Here is a 13056-nt window from a genome sequence, read left to right as displayed (position 1 = left end):
AAGTAAAGGATTTACACATGAGTATTTTAAACATTGAAGAATATAAAAGAAGATTAAAATCAGGAAATCCAGTGACAATTGAAGAGCTTGAAAATGAATTAAAAAATTTAATCAAAGAGATGATAGAAACAGCAACCCAAAGTGAAATGACAAACCATTTAGGTTATGAGAAAAATGAAAAATCTGATAATAGCAATTACAGAAATGGATACTCTACAAAGAATTTAAAATCTAAATATGGAGAAATTGAAGTAAATATTCCAAGGGACAGAAATTCAACATTTGAGCCTAAAATTGTAAAAAAAAGACAAAGACTTTTAGATGGGACGGAAGATTTAATTTTATCTTTATATGCAAAAGGAATGAGTGTAAAAGATATTCAGCACCATCTTGATGATTTATACGGATATGAGCTTTCAACTGAAACCATATTAAATATTACTGAAAAAATCTTAGAAAAAGCTATTGAATGGCAGAATAGACCTTTGGAAAGTATTTATCCTATAATTTTTATGGATGCAACCGTATTAAAAATAAAGGTTGAGAGAAATATAAAAAATACAGCCTGTTATATAATGCTGGGAATCACTATAGAAGGTAAAAAAGATATTTTAGGTATATGGATAAGTGAAGAGAATGAAACTTCTAAATATTGGCTCTCAATACTTAATGAAATAAAAAACAGAGGTGTAGAAGATGTTTTAATATTTTCAATAGACGGACTAAACGGATTTAATGAAGCTATTAAAGCCGTATATCCAAAAGCTGAAATTCAAAGATGTGTAGTTCATCAGATAAGAAACTCTTTAAAATTTGTCTCTTACAAAGACAGAAAAGAAATTGCAAAGGATTTAAAATCAGTATATCAAGCTGATACTGAGGATTTAGCCATTCAAAATCTTGAATATTTCAATGAAAAATGGGGCAAAAGATACCCTCATATTTATGATTTATGGAAAAGAAACTGGGATGAGCTTGCTACTTTTTTTAAGTATCCAAAAGAACTTAGAAAGCTTATTTATACAACAAATCCAATTGAATCTTTAAATTCTATCATAAAAAGAAAAACAAAATCTAAAGGCTCATTCCCTTCAAAAGAAGCAGCTTTTAAAGTCCTTTTTACTTCAACACAGGAGGTTATGCAAAAATGGAAAAACAGTAGGATTAGAAACTGGTCGGAAATTTATCCTCAACTTGTGATATATTTCCAAGATATTTTAGTAAAATATCTTTAAAGTTTTAGTCTTTGGTTTTTATTTACACAGTTAATTTGATGGGCTCAATAAATTAGAGGAAGGTAGAAGAATCTAAAATTTATTTATACTACTTTTTATTATTTCTTCAAAACAATCATAATTAGCATTTTGAACACACTCTATTGCACATTTTATATACTCTTCTTCAGTTATATTAGCATAATCAATTACATCATATCCAGCATTTATAGATAAAATATCAATAAAAAATCTAATAATTCTTCCGTTTAATTCTAAAAAAGGATGAATAGCTATTAACTCACATTTATAATAGGCTAATTTATGAGCAAAAGTTTCTTTTTCTAAATTTTTTAAAAATCTATCTTTTTTCAACTTAGCAAAAATTTTTTTCATTTCTTGAGTTACATAAATTCCTCTACAAAAAAGAGTATCACCTTTTGCTATATCAACATCTCTATAAACACCTGCCCATTCATATAAATCTTGAAAAGTTTTTTTATGAAGATTTTTAAAAAAGTATTCATCTAATTCAACATCAAGTTTTTTTGCAAACTTTTCGTAAGATTCTAACAAAAGAAGATGCTCTATTTTTATTAATTCATTTTCATCTTTAATGTCAAGTTTATTTTTAGGAATAGAAGTGTTAGAATAATAAATATCACTAATTTTAAACGTGTACTTTGACATTATATTTAGATTTTATCTCTTTTAATTTTTTTTCCTCTAAATTAACTTTATACCCCTCTAGTCTCATAGAGTGATAAACAATTTTTTTTAATTTAGATTTTTTCATATTTTTCCTTTTACAAAAACTTTATATAATAATTATACCATAAAAATACTTTGTCAAATCCTTTGACAGAACCTAGGTAGGATTTTTAAGTAAGAGTTTTTTAGAGGTTTATTAAAAATAAAATATCTGAATATGACGAGCCTATTTATAAAAATTACTTGAAATTAATCAATATATAGCGCCCGAAGGTTCAATACTCAGATTTTCTTCTCTCTTAGAGTCGCTTAATGTAATTTTTTGAGGTGTTTTAATTAAATTTTGCATTGATAAATTATTTTCAAACAAATCACCGTTTGGGGAAAAACATATTTTCGTAAATGTTGCGGAAATGTTGGATTGAAATTTTGTATTATTTATTTCTTTATTCTGATTGGTCGGGTCTTTTAAAAATTCCTTTGAATTATCCCATTTCTGAATATAGGCTGATACAGAATTATTAGAACTGTTTACTTCAAAACATACCGCCGCCACTTTTGATTTTGAAGGATTATATCCGTCCCATTTTAAGCCAATATTGTCTGCATACATAAAATATTGTTTTATTCTGTCTTTTTCAAGTGCAAGGGTGTTCGGTTTTAAATTAAAGCTTACAGAAGATATTATAATTCCGATAATAATAATCACAATTAATAATTCTATTAAAGTAAACGCTTTTAAATTTTTTTTCATTTTAAATCTTTCATTATGTTTTTTTTAATATTTTATTAAAAATTTTAAAAAATAGGAAGATATTATAAATACTTGGCTATTAAATTAATCTGATAAACAACCGTGTTTTTACCCATTTTTTTAGCCTGATATAATTTATCGTCAACATCTTTTAATAATTCATCAATTTTTATATTTTCATCATTATACTCTGATATTCCGACACTTATAGTAACTTTTCTGTCAATTCCGAAATTATGACTTTCTATTTTTTTTCTCAGCCTCTGTGCTGTTTGTATACCTTCTTTCAAAAATGTGTTGGGACATATTATCATAAATTCCTCTCCTCCCCACCTGGATGCGATATCTGTTTTACGTATTGTTTGTGTAGTAATTTTTGCAATCTCTTTTAAGACTTTATCTCCCATATCGTGCCCGTATGTATCATTAAGCTGTTTAAAATTATCAATATCGAACATTATCAAACAAAAAGGATTTTTATATCTTTTAAATCTTTCTATTTCTTTTTTAAGCTCTTCATTAAATTTATATCTGTTGTAAAGCCCTGTTAATTTATCCGTTAATGCCATTTTTTTTAACAATGCATTTAATTCCTGCAATTCTTTATTTTTTTTATAAAGTGCGTTTTTTGTTAAATTTTCTATATTTTCTTTAATTTCGGCAAATTCTTTGAATGGATATTCCGCTTTTTTGATATTCTCAACGTTTCCGTTTACAATTTCTCTGACATTGGAGTGTAATATGTCAAGTGAACTTAATATTTCTTTATAAATGATATGGGTGTAAAATATACCCAATATTACAGAAATAATTGACACTATTAAAAATATAAAAATAATTTTTTTTATAATCGGCAATAGCACTGTATTTTTATCAATTACAGTAATAACTATCCATCCTAAATTTTTCAATTTGGTGAAATAAGCCAGAATTTTTATGTGGTTTTTATAATATTCAAAAAAACCGTTTGATTTATTAAAAATTTTTCTCTCAACATTATGTTCACCAATAAAATTTTTATTTAAATTAAATTTATTATGACAGACAATGATTAATCCATCGTCTCTTATAATAAAATTTGATAAATTCAAAAAACTTTTTTCATTTAATTTTTTAATAATCTTATTTATTGAAGTATCTATAGAAATTACCCCGGTTATTTTCCCCCTGTCATCAACCAAAGCTTTGGAAATAGATACCAGCCACTCTTTTGTTTTAATTTCCCTGTAAGGAATTCCCTGAGAAATATTGGGAAAAGATTTAATTGCCGCACGATACCAGGGTCTAATTGTCGGGTCAAAACCGGGAGGAGGTGTGTAATTGTTTATAAGCAGCATTTTATTTTTATACCCGGAATATACGTAATTTATATTTTTATCAATTTCTTGAAACAATTTAAACGCATACAATGCCTTTTTACGCTCTTTTTTACTTAAAAAAGGCGCAAACCTCACTTCTTTTAATCTGCTGAGATATTCAACCTCAATATAAAATTTTTTAAAATAAGCCCTTATAAAATTACTTACGTCACTATTTTTTGTTTTTAGTAAATTAAATGTATTTTTTATTCTGTATTGATAAAAAAACAGTGATGTCAATATTCCAAAAATTGATATCATTAACAATATTAAAATAATCGTTCTTTTAAAGATTTCTTTTTTTAAACTTTTCATTTTACCTCTGTTTTTATATTTTTTTATAATATTATAACACAAAATTGATATTTATTAAAATAATATTAATTAATGGGATAACAGCAGAAAAAAGAGGCTATTTCCATCCCCTTGCATAAAGTCCTTTTATTGAAGCTTTGTCAATTGTATGCTCTTCTATGGCCTCTGCTAATATTTGAGGATTTACATTTATATCAACATCAAACCCTTCAGCATCCAGGGCATAAACGGTAATAATATATCTGTGCGGCTTTCCGGGAGGCGGACACGGTCCCCCATATCCCACCTCTTTGTAATCATTTATGGTTTGTAACCCTAAATCAAAATACTCACTCTGCGGATTTCCCGCATTTCTTGGAAATTTATTGATGTTTGCGGGAATATTCACCACTATCCAGTGCCACCACCCGTGATCAGTCGGAGCATCCGGATCAAACATCGTAATGGCAAACGATTTTGTGTTTTTTGGAGCATTTTCCCATATAAGTTCGGGTGAAATATTTGCCCCGCCGCAGGCGGGATAAACCTGTTCAATTGAAATTTTTTCACCAAAATCCGGCGAAGTTAAAGTCAACGCATACATTATTACACCTCCTATTAATAATAAAAATTTTCTCATATTCAAACCTCAAAATATTTTTTTATTACCTCATCAGAAATTTTTTTTGGTCTGTGTGTTTTATAATCCACATATACCCACTCTGTCTCTCCAAAACAAATCAGTTTGTCATTTTTATAGATTTCATATTTTCTTTTTGATGTTATCTTTTTAACATCGTCAACCCATGTTTTTATAATTAATTCATCACCTTCAAATGCCGGAAGTTTATATTCTATATGATGTGATTTTGCAAACCATGTTGCACCTATTTTTTCATAGGTTTGGGGATTAAAGCCCAATTTTTCGGAGTGTTCGAAAGCACACTCTATCATCCATTCAAGATATTTCAAATTATTTACATGAGAGTTAAAATCTATATCTTTTTTTGAAACTGTAATCTTTTTTTTAAAGACATTTGGTTTCATGTCAACTCTTTTTTATTTATTATAGCACATTTTGATAAAATTACACAAAAAAAGGAAACTAATGTTAAAACCTCTTCTTATAGAAATAGGCGTTGAAGAACTGCCTGCGATTCCTTTATTAAAAGAACTTTCAAATATTGAAAAAAGCTGGTTAAATATTTTAGAAGAATATAATTTAAAAACAGATTTCAATTTTTATTATACGCCAAGAAGACTGACTCTCTGGCACAGAGAATTTCCTACAAAACAGGAAGATAAAACAGAAGAAATTTGGGGTGCGCCTAAAGCAATAGCCGAAAAAAACCTAAAAGCTGTAGAAGGGTTTGCCAAAAAATGTGGAATACTGCCAAATGAAGTGGAATATAAAACAAAAGGAAATCAGGAATTTTTATATTTTAAAAAAGAGGTAAAAGGAAAAGAAGCCAAAAAACTGCTTCCTGAAATGATTGAAAAATGGCTTAAAAGTATGAATTTCGGTAAAAATATGAAATGGGGAAGCTGCAGGGAGGAATTTATTAGACCTCTCAGATGGATTTTGGCAATAATTGAAGATGAATCTATAATTTTTAACAAATACTGTGTAACTTCAAGCAATTTCACATACGGACACAGATTCTTTAAAGATAAAATTTTTATAGATTTTGTGGGAAAATATTTCTACGAACTTGATAAAAAAGGGGTAATTTTATATCCGGACGAAAGAAGGAAAAAAATATTACAGGGAATTGAAAAAATAGAACAAAAAACCGGTGTAAAAGTTGAAATCGATGAAGATTTGCTTGAAGAAATAGTAGCTATTACAGAATATCCGACCCCGCTTCTTGGAAAATTTGATGAAGAATTTTTAGTTCTGCCTCCGGAAGTTATTATTACCTCTATGAAAGAGAATCAAAGATATTTTCCCGTGTTTAAAAATAATAAATTAACTAATGCATTTGTTGTGGTAAGCAATGCGTATACAAAAGATTTTTCTAAAATTATCAACGGAAATGAAAGGGTACTTAGAGCAAGGCTAAAAGATGCCCTGTTTTTCTATGAAAACGATTTGAAAAACGGATTGTCAATTGAAGGGCTTAAAGATATAGTTTATATGGACAATCTGGGAAGTCTTTATGACAAAGTTAAAAGAGAAGAAAAAATTGGGGAAATTCTGGCTGAAAAATTTAATGTGGCTAAAGAAAAAGTAAATAAGGCTATAAATTTAGCAAAAGCAGATTTACTGACCGAAATGGTATATGAATTTACAGAGCTTCAGGGAATCATGGGATATTATTACGCAAAAGCCCAGGGAATTGATGAAGAAATTGCAGTTGCTATAAAAGAGCAATACAGCGACAGCGCCAGCAATAAAATTTCGGCACTTCTAAATATTGCAAGGAATTTGGATACGCTCGCAGGACTTTTCAGCATAGGTAAAATTCCAAAAGGAAATAAAGACCCGTTTGGATTAAGGAGAGCCGCAAATTATATTATAAAAATATCTCTGGAAAACAGCATAGCGCTTGATTTTAAAGAAATTTTAGAAAAAATAAAACCGTTTTATAAAAATCTGGATACAGATAAACTGCTTGAATTCATCTATGAAAGATTTTATAAATTTTATAATGTCAATCCGTCCGTTATCAGGGCTGTTCTTGCCACAGATGAAAGTAATATACTCGAAATAGACAAAAAAATAAAATTAATGAATGAAATTGTTAAAAGCAGTGATTTTAAAGATTTATCCGTTACATTCAAAAGAGTCGGGAATATAGTAAAAGATTTTGATTTGAATACAATTAAAGTAAATGAAAAACTTTTTGAAAAAGAAGAAGAAAAAAAATTATGGGATGAATTCAAAAAAGTCAAAAATTATACTGATTTAGAAAAAAAACTTGATTTTCTAATTTCACTGAAACCTTTAATAGATAATTTTTTTGATAATGTAATGGTAAATGTGGAAGATGAAAAAACAAGACACAACAGAAAAAGTATGATTGCTTCAATTTACAAAGAATTTTTGGATATTGCGGATATCAAGGAAATCACTATTTAATGGGGAATGGAAAATGGAAAATGAAAAATGAGTGAAAATGAGCAAAGCGAATTAAACTCACCTGGCCGTTTGAAAAACGGCTATGGTGAAAAGTTAAAAAGGATGATAATGAAAATAAAAATTAAAATAAACGGAATTGAAAAAGAAATTCCCGAAAATACTACAATTTCAGAGCTTTTAAGCTCTCTTAATATCCTTGACAAAACAATGGCGGTGGCTGTAAATATGAAAATAGTTAAAAAAGATGACTGGAAAAATTATAAATTACAAGATGGTGATAAAATAGAAGCGCTTAATTTTGTAGGCGGAGGATAATTTTTATAATTAAAAATGGATAATGTAAAATGTAAAATGAATTAAAATAAAAAAACTCATTGTGGCTGATTTTAACAGCCACAATGAAAATAATTAGAAGATTGTATATCTGAAATGAACAAATGATAATATACTTTCTATATCTCTGACAACCAATTCCATAATTTTACCCTCTTTTGTACCGCTAAGCATTCTTGTTAACAGATATCCGTTCATTAAAGAAATAAAAACCTGACCTTTTGAATCTTCATATACGGCAATTGACAAAGGCATTTTTACAGCCATAAATTTAGTATCGTCATCGCTTAGCATTTTTCCTGCAAGCTTAGCATTACAAAATTTAATAATAGCAACTTTTCCCACATCAGGACCACCGTATTTTTTGATTTCTTCTTCTTGGTTGATAATTGTTACAATATGCCATCCAGGCTGATTAGCAATACTGTTTGCTAACAAATTAACAGTTTTTTCAAAACTGTAAGGGCTTTTTATTTGTTTAAAAAGCATATTTTCAGCCGATAATTTAAAAAACAAAGGTATTAAAAATACCGCTACAACAAAACCTATTATAAATCCGCCTATCAAACTTCTTTTATTCATTTATTCCTCCTCTGGTATACAAATTTTTTCTGCTTTTATAGCCAAATATGTTTTATATGCGACATAAAACACAACAACGGTAACTATTGCTAACAGTAATAATGAAAACCAATACATTGAGCAGTTTTTAAAACTGCTGTAAATTAAAGTGGTGGCAATTGTAATTGCCGCAAGCGGGAATGTATATGCCCACCATGAAATAAAAAACGGTATTTGCGTATATAAACTTTTTTTTGCAATTAAAAGTAAAAAAGTAAACAATCCGATTAAATATAATATCATACTAAATATATCGATACTTCCGAATGTTATTCTAAAATAGCTGATAAATCCCACTGCAGGCGGCGCTATTAAAATAAAAAATGTAGGTATCAGTTTTTTAGGCAACGGATGATGGAAAATCATTCTGTATGTTACTATTGTAAATAAAACAATCCAGTAAAAAATTCCCAAAGTAAAGAAAAACAGGTTAATGTATTCATTCACCACATCAACTCCGGCAACAGGCACCAATACATTACCTACAATAGGAATAAACCATGCTGGACTTATCATTTTTACATCAAAACTGTGTCTTATCCAAAATTTAATTACGCTGAATGTAAAAAACAGATGAAGCCAAGCACCTATCCACCAAAATGTTACACTGATAGTAGGGGCATAATCCATATATGCAATGGAAATAAGCAAAAAGCTGATTGAAATAGCCGGAATAAAAGAACTTTTTACAGGATGATTAATCTCAGCCTTTATTGCATCCGGATATTTTATCCATTTAATCATATAAGTAATAAAAATACAAAAAAATGCCGCTGTATCTAAAATAAGCAATATAAAGTAGGGCCAATACGGCAAATGTAAAAAATGAAACGCTTTTGCATATGCAATGGTTAAACCTGAAAGACCCATTACAACCGCAAAAAGCTGAACTGGAAAATATTGTAAACTTCTCATTTATGCCTCCTCTTTTTGAGCAAATGTTCAAAACGAATTGTATAAAAAAAATTTTTTAATTACAATAATTATAAGAAAAAATTATATGAAATATTAAAATTTCTTATTAATCGCACTCTTCTTGAAGTTTGTTTATAAAAGAATCGTCATAAGGGTCGGCATGAATATTAATCACCCAAACTTTTTCAGGCTCTAATTTTCTGATTTTTTCTTCAACATTTTCTATTATTGTATGGGCGAGTTTCAGTTTCATATCAGGCGTCAATACCAAATGCACATCCACAAAATTTCTGTTTCCGGCTTTTCTGGTTCTTAAGCAGTGATAATCAAGTACAAGAGGCTCTTTTTTAATAATCTGCTTTATAGCTTCAACAGTTTTAAAATCAAGTGAAACATCTAAAAGTATTTCAAAACCCTCTTTTACAATTTCACTGGCTTCACGGATAATATAAACGCCTATTAAAACAGATAAAATATAATCAATATAAACAAATCCCGTAAATTTTACAATTATTAAAGATATTAAAACAGAGAGGTTTGTAATTAAATCTGTCTTATAATGTAGTAAATCTGATTTTATAACCAGATGATTTGTTTTTTTTATCACGTAATATAAAAAACTGACAAGCCCTCCTGTCAAAACAATGGAAAAAAGCATTACATAAATAGAAATATCAAGATGGGTTATAACCTCTTTGTGAACTGCTTTGTTAACGGCTTCGTACATAATAAAAATGCCGCTTAATATAATGATTGTTCCTTCAAACAGAGCCGCCAACGCCTCGACTTTTCCTTTTCCGTAATTGAATTTTTCGCTAGGCCTTTCTTCACTGACCCTTATTGCAATATTATTAAATATACTCACCGCCATATCCAAAACACTGTCCAGAGCACTTGCTATAACCGCAACGCTTCCGCTCATAAAACCTACGGTTAATTTTGCAATTGCCAGCGTAAAAGCGGTGATTGTGGCAATAAAAGTTGCCTGTTTAGGCAAGTTCATTGATATTTCCTTTTAAAATATCAATTAAAACAGTTGCATAACTGCCTTTTGGCAAAATAAAGCTGAATTCATACCAGGCTTTTTCTTTAATATAATTTTTATCGATTATTTCAGGAAAAATCCAGGCAATTCTCCTGTCTCCGTTTGCCGGAATCAGTTCATCGTATTTTTCTTCTATACGCCCGGCGAAATCTTTTGCCCTCGTAGCTTTTTTACCCGGCATAAGCCCAGTCGGGGAAATGTCTTTATTATAAAACCTTTTTGTATCTTTTTTATCTTCCAAATAAAAAAGCCTTCCGAGCGGATAATGGCTCATTACATCCCCGGGCAAAAGTTTAAAAGGATGCTCTTGAGATTTAACAAAATCAATCAGATTTTTTTCATATCCCAAATTTATAAGTTCATTTTTACTCAATTCAAAAATATTACTGAGTTTTATCCTATCCATCAGCCATTCGTTAAAAAGTTTTGACTGATAAGCACTTATCAAAAATTTCTCAAGCCTTCTGTTTTTTATAAATTTTTTACCTTCGATTAATTCTTTTGCCTGTGCGACGTTATCTTCCCTTCCAAATCTCTGATATCCGAAAAAATTAGGGATTCCGTTTTTCTTTATATCGATTAAAATTCTTTCTATTTTTTTTGCATCCACAAGAAGAACTTTTTTAAGCCTTACAAAAAATTTGTTTGCTTTCAAATGACCTATTTTAAGCTTGTTTCTGTGTAAATCCTGCTGTAAAATTTTTATTTTTTTATCTTCGAACCTGTTTATTTCATCTCTGTATTTACGTGGGACACTTATCCACTGGATTGTCAGTGCGTCTTTGTCTTTTAGCCCCGCATAACCTATTTCATTTCTTTTTATTCCGGTTTTTTTTGAAATTATATCTATCATCTGGGGGGTTGTTAAATCTTTTTTTCTTATTTTAAGCATCAGCCAGTTACCGGTATGTTCAAACGAATAAAGCGGAATTTCCTCAACAAAAAAATTTTCGCTGTTTTTATTAAAATGAAAATTTACAGGGCTGTGTGAATATATCATCTGTTTCCTTTACATTGTTTCAGTACAAAATGTGCCATAATTATTAATTGAAAAGTATATCCAAAAATAGAAACAATGGGAACAAAATATATAAAATTACTTAAAAATATCAGTAATTTTTCTCCAAACGGAAGATATAAAATATATGAATTTATAAAAGTGTAAATCAAATTTTTAAATAAAAAAAACACTGTTCCCCAAAAAATTATAGAAATAATAAACGGTAAAACCGTGTATTTTAAAATTTTCCAATCAAACAAATCTCTTAGCAAATTCATATAATTTCCTTAAAAATGGTTTTCAGGACAGATACTTTTAAATCTGCCTCTTTTAGTCACGGCAAAAACGCTTATCGGGGTTCTTGTCAGTTTTGAAATGTTTTTTATGACAGAGAGATTTTTTTTTGGAAAAGTAAAAAGTATTTCATACTCTTCCCCGCTGCAGCCTGTTCTTTTATCAAATTTTTTAAAAAATTCAAAATCAACATTTGAAATTTTACTGATTCGCTCAAGCTCTTTAAAAAGCCCGTCGCTTATATCGCATGCCGCTGTTATATATTTTGAAGCTTTATAAAAAAATTTATCTCTTAAACGGGGTTTTATAAATTTGGAATTTTTAGATATTTTTCCGCCTCTAAGTAGTATCTTCAAATCTTTTTTTACACTTCCCAAATCCCCGGTAAAAGCAACATATTCATTAAGTCCTGCTTTTCTAAAAACGGGCCTGTTACTTACTCCCATAAATGTCATCGATATGGCTATTTTATCGTTTCTTATGGTGTCTCCGCCAATTATTTCGTAATTATACTCATCCGCTGCTTTTTTAAATCCGTTAGCAAGCAGTTCAATTTCTTTCAAACTCAAACTTTTAGGAAACCCTATATTTATTAAAGCATATTTTGGCTTGGCATTCATAACAATAATATCACTGATATTTACCAGACTTGCTTTATAACTTATTTCATCCAAACGAAACCATTTTCTTTTAAAATGAATATTCTCAAAAAAAGAATCACTCGCAACTATCCATTTTCCATTTTCCATTTTCCATTTTTCATTTATAATTGCCCCGTCATCCCCGATATATTTATTTTTAAACTGTTTTATAAAAAACTCTTCTTTCATTTATTAGCCAATAAATCTTCCGCATTTTTAGGTAATTTGTCGAGTTTTAACAAAAGTTCTCTTTCCCATTCTTTAAGGGCTTTTTTTTCTAAAAGTTCAGATTTCCTCAAAGCTTTATATAATTCATAAGCCTGCTGTATTTCATCTCTGCTGGGCTCTCTTCTGATAGCTAAATATCCGGCTATTTTATTTGGATCATGAACAATGCCGCCTTCTTTATCTATCGGATCGCAGTTTACTTCCACCCAGTAATGATTTGAATCTTTTCTTAAATTCATAACCATTCCGCTCCAGTGCTCACCTCTTTGAATTGTATCCCACATATCCTTAAAGGCGGCTTCAGGCATAAAAGGATGTCTTACAATTGAATGGGGAGAGCCCACTAAATCGCTTTTTGTAAATTTTGTCATCTGTCTGTAAGCATGGGAAGCGAAAGTAATAATACCCTTTAAATCGGTCCTTGTTATAAGAGCCCTTGCATCAAGCCCTTCGTCTTTAAAAGTAATTTCTTTCCAAGAAGGTATGGTATAGGGTTTGGCAGCCATTTTATACTCCTTAAAATTTTATTAATATTATCTTACAAAAAAAATTTATTGTCAAATTTA

16 protein-coding genes are annotated in these 13056 nt (G+C 29.4%); 3 read left to right on the top strand and 13 right to left on the bottom strand.

What is annotated here, in order from left to right; translation table 11 throughout:
- The first annotated feature begins 17 nt into the window (after positions 1-17).
- A complete protein-coding gene (locus tag DZ68_RS0107515; RefSeq protein ID WP_024788002.1) occupies positions 18-1235 on the top strand; it encodes an IS256 family transposase in 1218 nt (405 codons plus the stop codon).
- A 72-nt stretch (positions 1236-1307) separates the two neighbouring features.
- Here DZ68_RS0107515 and DZ68_RS0107510 read toward each other — a convergent pair whose 3' ends face one another.
- From DZ68_RS0107510 to DZ68_RS0107480, 6 genes are all read right to left on the bottom strand, one after another.
- Positions 1308-1904 carry a Fic family protein gene (locus tag DZ68_RS0107510; RefSeq protein WP_024790947.1) on the bottom strand — a complete coding sequence of 199 codons (597 nt, stop codon included), beginning with the start codon at positions 1902-1904 and terminating at the stop codon, positions 1308-1310.
- A complete protein-coding gene (locus DZ68_RS11245) occupies positions 1885-2010 on the bottom strand; it encodes a hypothetical protein (RefSeq protein ID WP_255327381.1) in 126 nt (41 codons plus the stop codon). The genes DZ68_RS0107510 and DZ68_RS11245 overlap by 20 nt, the downstream gene beginning before the upstream one ends.
- A 168-nt stretch (positions 2011-2178) precedes the next feature.
- Positions 2179-2679, bottom strand: a complete 501-nt coding sequence (locus tag DZ68_RS0107500) for a prepilin-type N-terminal cleavage/methylation domain-containing protein (protein WP_024790946.1) — start codon at positions 2677-2679, stop codon at positions 2179-2181.
- 62 nt (positions 2680-2741) lie between these two features.
- Positions 2742-4352, bottom strand: a complete 1611-nt coding sequence (locus tag DZ68_RS10630; RefSeq protein ID WP_084021803.1) for a sensor domain-containing diguanylate cyclase — start codon at positions 4350-4352, stop codon at positions 2742-2744.
- A 97-nt stretch (positions 4353-4449) separates the two neighbouring features.
- The gene (locus tag DZ68_RS0107485; protein ID WP_051428213.1) at positions 4450-4971 is read right to left on the bottom strand and encodes a YbhB/YbcL family Raf kinase inhibitor-like protein; all 522 of its coding nucleotides are present in this window, start codon (positions 4969-4971) and stop codon (positions 4450-4452) included.
- A gap of 2 nt (positions 4972-4973) precedes the next feature.
- Positions 4974-5378 (bottom strand): thioesterase family protein, encoded by a 405-nt coding sequence (locus DZ68_RS0107480; protein WP_024787998.1) that lies wholly within the window; start codon positions 5376-5378, stop codon positions 4974-4976.
- Positions 5379-5439: 61 nt separating this feature from the next.
- On the opposite strand from DZ68_RS0107480, the gene glyS reads away from it, so the two are divergent.
- Together glyS and thiS are read left to right on the top strand one after the other, a co-directional pair.
- Positions 5440-7413 carry a glycine--tRNA ligase subunit beta gene (gene glyS / locus DZ68_RS0107475; RefSeq protein WP_024787997.1) on the top strand — a complete coding sequence of 658 codons (1974 nt, stop codon included), beginning with the start codon at positions 5440-5442 and terminating at the stop codon, positions 7411-7413.
- A gap of 108 nt (positions 7414-7521) precedes the next feature.
- The gene (gene thiS / locus DZ68_RS0107470; protein ID WP_156919583.1) at positions 7522-7728 is read left to right on the top strand and encodes a sulfur carrier protein ThiS; all 207 of its coding nucleotides are present in this window, start codon (positions 7522-7524) and stop codon (positions 7726-7728) included.
- 93 nt (positions 7729-7821) lie between these two features.
- Here the strand turns inward: thiS and DZ68_RS0107465 are convergent, their stop codons facing one another.
- The 7 genes from DZ68_RS0107465 to DZ68_RS0107435 form a co-directional block, all read right to left on the bottom strand.
- On the bottom strand, positions 7822-8328 hold the full coding sequence (locus tag DZ68_RS0107465) for a DUF302 domain-containing protein (RefSeq protein WP_024787995.1): 507 nt from the start codon (positions 8326-8328) through the stop codon (positions 7822-7824).
- Positions 8329-9282: an SLAC1 anion channel family protein gene (locus DZ68_RS0107460; RefSeq protein ID WP_024787994.1), complete on the bottom strand. Its 954-nt coding sequence runs from the start codon at positions 9280-9282 to the stop codon at positions 8329-8331.
- Positions 9283-9388: 106 nt separating this feature from the next.
- Positions 9389-10285 (bottom strand): cation diffusion facilitator family transporter, encoded by an 897-nt coding sequence (locus tag DZ68_RS0107455; RefSeq protein WP_024787993.1) that lies wholly within the window; start codon positions 10283-10285, stop codon positions 9389-9391.
- Positions 10272-11327 (bottom strand): tRNA pseudouridine(13) synthase TruD, encoded by a 1056-nt coding sequence (truD, locus tag DZ68_RS0107450; protein ID WP_024787992.1) that lies wholly within the window; start codon positions 11325-11327, stop codon positions 10272-10274. Before truD ends, DZ68_RS0107455 begins: the two co-directional genes overlap by 14 nt.
- Complete coding sequence (locus DZ68_RS0107445) at positions 11324-11605, bottom strand: hypothetical protein (RefSeq protein ID WP_024787991.1); 282 nt, start codon at positions 11603-11605, stop codon at positions 11324-11326. The genes truD and DZ68_RS0107445 overlap by 4 nt, the downstream gene beginning before the upstream one ends.
- Before the next feature lie 9 nt (positions 11606-11614).
- A complete protein-coding gene (locus DZ68_RS0107440; RefSeq protein WP_024787990.1) occupies positions 11615-12451 on the bottom strand; it encodes a thiamine-phosphate kinase in 837 nt (278 codons plus the stop codon).
- The gene (locus DZ68_RS0107435; protein ID WP_024787989.1) at positions 12448-12996 is read right to left on the bottom strand and encodes a PAS domain-containing protein; all 549 of its coding nucleotides are present in this window, start codon (positions 12994-12996) and stop codon (positions 12448-12450) included. Before DZ68_RS0107435 ends, DZ68_RS0107440 begins: the two co-directional genes overlap by 4 nt.
- Between the last annotated feature and the right edge of the window lie 60 nt (positions 12997-13056).

Source organism: Lebetimonas sp. JS085, from assembly GCF_000523295.1.
In the GTDB taxonomy this organism is placed as follows: Bacteria; Campylobacterota; Campylobacteria; order Campylobacterales; family Nautiliaceae; genus Lebetimonas.
Note: the sequence above shows the minus strand (reverse complement) of the source record. Positions and strands in the feature narration are given on the sequence as shown.

Coding starts and splice junctions, on each gene's coding strand:
- DZ68_RS0107515 (WP_024788002.1), top strand. CDS start 18: ATGAGTATTTTAAACATTGAAGAATATAAAAGAAGATTAAAATCAGGA.
- DZ68_RS0107510 (WP_024790947.1), bottom strand. CDS start 1,904: ATGTCAAAGTACACGTTTAAAATTAGTGATATTTATTATTCTAACACT.
- DZ68_RS11245 (WP_255327381.1), bottom strand. CDS start 2,010: ATGAAAAAATCTAAATTAAAAAAAATTGTTTATCACTCTATGAGACTA.
- DZ68_RS0107500 (WP_024790946.1), bottom strand. CDS start 2,679: ATGAAAAAAAATTTAAAAGCGTTTACTTTAATAGAATTATTAATTGTG.
- DZ68_RS10630 (WP_084021803.1), bottom strand. CDS start 4,352: ATGAAAAGTTTAAAAAAAGAAATCTTTAAAAGAACGATTATTTTAATA.
- DZ68_RS0107485 (WP_051428213.1), bottom strand. CDS start 4,971: ATGAGAAAATTTTTATTATTAATAGGAGGTGTAATAATGTATGCGTTG.
- DZ68_RS0107480 (WP_024787998.1), bottom strand. CDS start 5,378: ATGAAACCAAATGTCTTTAAAAAAAAGATTACAGTTTCAAAAAAAGAT.
- glyS (WP_024787997.1), top strand. CDS start 5,440: ATGTTAAAACCTCTTCTTATAGAAATAGGCGTTGAAGAACTGCCTGCG.
- thiS (WP_156919583.1), top strand. CDS start 7,522: ATGAAAATAAAAATTAAAATAAACGGAATTGAAAAAGAAATTCCCGAA.
- DZ68_RS0107465 (WP_024787995.1), bottom strand. CDS start 8,328: ATGAATAAAAGAAGTTTGATAGGCGGATTTATAATAGGTTTTGTTGTA.
- DZ68_RS0107460 (WP_024787994.1), bottom strand. CDS start 9,282: ATGAGAAGTTTACAATATTTTCCAGTTCAGCTTTTTGCGGTTGTAATG.
- DZ68_RS0107455 (WP_024787993.1), bottom strand. CDS start 10,285: ATGAACTTGCCTAAACAGGCAACTTTTATTGCCACAATCACCGCTTTT.
- truD (WP_024787992.1), bottom strand. CDS start 11,327: ATGATATATTCACACAGCCCTGTAAATTTTCATTTTAATAAAAACAGC.
- DZ68_RS0107445 (WP_024787991.1), bottom strand. CDS start 11,605: ATGAATTTGCTAAGAGATTTGTTTGATTGGAAAATTTTAAAATACACG.
- DZ68_RS0107440 (WP_024787990.1), bottom strand. CDS start 12,451: ATGAAAGAAGAGTTTTTTATAAAACAGTTTAAAAATAAATATATCGGG.
- DZ68_RS0107435 (WP_024787989.1), bottom strand. CDS start 12,996: ATGGCTGCCAAACCCTATACCATACCTTCTTGGAAAGAAATTACTTTT.